We start from the raw sequence: 2,545 nt of genomic DNA, 5'->3' as shown, positions 1-2,545 counted from the left end.
GCGGCCAGCCGACTGGCTCTTCTCTCGGGCAGGAGTGATCTGGAACTTGCGCCGATAGTGCCTCGGCGAGATCCCCACCCGCTGGAGAAAGAGGCGGCGGAAGGAGCGCGAATCGTCGTATCCGACCTCGGCGACGATCTCCTCGATGGTCCGATCGCTCTCTTCCAAGAGCTCCTTTGCCTTCTCGATCCGCAACGTCTGCCGGTACTCCCGCGGGCTCTCGCCCAAGGCGGTTTGGAAGCGGCGGAGCAGGGTGCGGGGGCTCACTCCGCAGGATGCGGCCAGCTTTGCAAAGGAGAGGGGCTTTTCCGGATCGGCGGCCAGGAGCTCCTGCGCCTTTTGGACGACCCGGTCCCCATGCCCCTGCCGCTTCCCGCGGACCATAAAGGGGAGCTGCGAGTCGCGCTCGGGATCGATCAGGGTGAACCGGGCGGCGGAGAGGGCCCGGGCTCGTCCCAGGAACTTCTCGGCCAGCCAGAGCAGCAAGTTGAGGTAGGAGGTCGCTCCGCCCGCGGTGATCAGCCGCCCATCCTCCACGACGATGCGGGACATCTCCCACCGTACTTTGGGGTAGCGGCGGCGGAAGAAGTCGGCATGGCACTAGTGGGTCGTGGCGCGGCGGCCGTCGAGAAGCCCTGCCTCGGCCAAGAAGATCGCCCCGGTGCAGGAGGTCGCGACGGTCGCGCCCCGAGCATACCCCTGGCGGATCCAGTCCAAATAGGGCCCGTTGCGGCGGAGCACCTCCTCGAAATCCCCACCCGGACCCGCCACATAGAGGAGGTCGGGGGCGGGCATCTCGGAAAGCGCACCGTCGGGCTGGATCCGGACCGAACCGAGCTCCACGGGTCTCCCGTCTAAAGAGAGCAGACGCACCCGAAAGGAAGCCTCGGCGCATTCCAAGCAGGGACTCTCCTCGGTGGCGCCGATTCGTTCCAAAAGGTGAGCCGGCCCAACGATCGAAACCGGAATGACCCCATGGAGCAGGGGTATCGCCACCGTGATCGGGGAAGGGGGCTCCATGGGGAAGAGAGCATAGATGCGGATTCGGCCGCCGTCCAACCGAGAAGGAAGGGTTGGCGTTTTCGGCCCGAAGTTTGTCTTCGGGCACCCTCGCCGGATCCCTTTGCGGGTGGCAGACTGCTCTGCGAATCCTCCGTGAGGCCGACCGCTCGGTCGAGCTTCCGGCCCGGAGGATTCCCAAAACCAGAAGGAGAAGAGAGACAATGAGCGATTGCGAAGAGAAGTGCTGCCATGAGGAGAAGAGCGGCCACCACAAGGGAGCCGAAGGATGTCCGGAAGAGGGCGATCTGGTAGGCCATATCGCGCAGCTGTGGAAATCGGCCAGCTGTGCGGCCTGGTCGGAGGTCCTCAAGGAGATCCTCAAAGAAAAGATTCGAGCCCAGTGGGGCTCCCAGCTCGAAAAAGGAGCGGAAGCCTATGTAGCGGCCGCGGGAGCCGGCTGGCAGGCCAAGGTCGCCAAGGCGAAGGCGGAGGCTGAATTCCGCAAGGCGATCGAGAAGAGCATGCTGGGGTAGGAGAGCCGCGGATCGTTCCCGGATTTCGGGACGGGAGGATGGCTGCTCTTTCCCCGGAGCAGCCATCCCTTCTGCGGCCGCCTCCCCCTTCTTCCCAATTTTTGGAGAAATCGATTGAAGGGAGTCTCTCTCGGATCGAGGATTCGAGAAAGATGAGCCTCCAGAACAGACAGGTTCTTCTCCTGCGGCGGCCGGCGGGAGCCTTCCGGCAAGAAGACTTTTCTCTGGTCACCAAGGAGCTCTCCGAGGAGCTGGCGCCCGGAGAGATCTTGGTCCGCAATCGCTTTGCTTCGGTCGATCCCTACCAACGTCTTTTGGCCGGCGGCGGGGATACCTTCACGAAGCCGGTCGCGTTGGGAGAACCGATGCCGAGCTGGACGGTCGGAGAGGTGCTCTCTTCCCGCGATTCCAGCTTCGCTCCGGGGGAGAGCGTCGTGGCCTACCTGGGCTGGCAGCTTTTCGGCGTCTGCCGGGGGACAGAGGCCCGAAAGGTCGGGGCCCGCAAGCTGCCTCTGCCCTCCTATCTCGGGGTCGCCGGCATGCCCGGGGTGACGGCCTACATCGGCATCTTCGACATCGGTCGGCCCAAGGCGGGCGAGACGGTCGTCATTTCCTTAGCCGCCGGAGCGGTGGGAAGTGTAGCGGGGCAGCTTGCCAAGATGCATGGCTGCCAGGTGGTCGGGGTCGCCGGGGGAGCGGCCAAATGCCGCCATGTCGTCGAAGATCTCGGCTTTTCCGCAGCCGTCAACCAGAAGAGCGACCGGCTGTCGGCCGACCTACGAGAGAGCGCTCCCGAAGGAATCGATCTCTATTTTGACAGCGTGGGTGGCGCTCTTCTCGAAGCGGTTCTGCCACTACTCAACCCCTTCGCCCGGATCGTCCTCTGCGGCCACATCTCGACCTACGAAGATGTGCAGACACCCCTCCCGAAGGGTTGGGATTTCCTGCTCTCCCGGAGAGTTCGGCTCCAGGGCTTCATCGTCGGCGACCGGCTCGACCGGTGGCCGGAG

4 protein-coding genes are annotated in these 2,545 nt (G+C 64.4%); 2 read left to right on the top strand and 2 right to left on the bottom strand.

From position 1 onward, the window contains the following. The coding region (locus tag FN369_RS01200) for a GlxA family transcriptional regulator (RefSeq protein ID WP_142524393.1) at nt 1-552 on the bottom strand (552 nt) is incomplete at its 3' end. 48 nt (nt 553-600) lie between these two features. Continuing rightward, complete coding sequence (locus FN369_RS01195; RefSeq protein ID WP_142524392.1) at nt 601-1,020, bottom strand: DJ-1/PfpI family protein; 420 nt, start codon at nt 1,018-1,020, stop codon at nt 601-603. 203 nt (nt 1,021-1,223) lie between these two features. On the opposite strand from FN369_RS01195, the gene FN369_RS01190 reads away from it, so the two are divergent. Continuing rightward, on the top strand, nt 1,224-1,535 hold the full coding sequence (locus FN369_RS01190) for a hypothetical protein (protein WP_142524391.1): 312 nt from the start codon (nt 1,224-1,226) through the stop codon (nt 1,533-1,535). Between the two features lie 152 nt (nt 1,536-1,687). Beyond that, nucleotides 1,688-2,545, top strand: an 858-nt coding sequence (locus FN369_RS01185; protein ID WP_178087596.1) for an NADP-dependent oxidoreductase, incomplete at its 3' end; no start/stop codon positions are given.

This window comes from Methylacidimicrobium cyclopophantes (genome assembly GCF_902143385.2).
Taxonomy (GTDB): domain Bacteria; phylum Verrucomicrobiota; class Verrucomicrobiia; order Methylacidiphilales; family Methylacidiphilaceae; genus Methylacidimicrobium; species Methylacidimicrobium cyclopophantes.
This window is presented reverse-complemented; position numbering and strand designations above follow the sequence as displayed.

Bases quoted from the DNA above. Each gene is read 5' to 3' on its own strand.
- FN369_RS01190 (WP_142524391.1), top strand. From the start codon at position 1,224: ATGAGCGATTGCGAAGAGAAGTGCTGCCATGAGGAGAAGAGCGGCCAC.
- FN369_RS01195 (WP_142524392.1), bottom strand. From the start codon at position 1,020: ATGGAGCCCCCTTCCCCGATCACGGTGGCGATACCCCTGCTCCATGGG.